Annotated in this window: 1 protein-coding gene; it reads left to right on the top strand. The window is 64.4% G+C overall.

What is annotated here, in order from left to right:
- On the top strand, positions 1 to 247 hold a 247-nt coding region (locus Ga0451573_RS19450; protein ID WP_231685850.1), incomplete at both ends, for a hypothetical protein.

Here is a 247-nt window from a genome sequence, read left to right as displayed (position 1 = left end):
CACGCCAGCGCGTCACCGCACCATCGCGGCCGCACTCGAATGGAGCTATCAGCTGCTGAGCGAGCGGGAGCGCTATGTTCTCCGCTGTCTCGGTATCTTCGCGGGAAGTTTCACGCTCGACGCTGCGGTCGCGGTGGTTCCCGTGGCGGAGCAAGGCGACACGGCGTCGATTCTGGCGGACCTGGTTTGCAAGTCGTTGCTTTCGGTCGATATCGGGGCGGACGTCGCCAGATTTCGGCTGCTCGAG

Source organism: Phosphitispora fastidiosa, from assembly GCF_019008365.1.
Classification (GTDB): domain Bacteria; phylum Bacillota; class Thermincolia; order Thermincolales; family UBA2595; genus Phosphitispora; species Phosphitispora fastidiosa.
The sequence above is the reverse complement of the archived record's forward strand: the minus strand, read 5'-3'. Positions and strand labels throughout refer to the sequence as shown.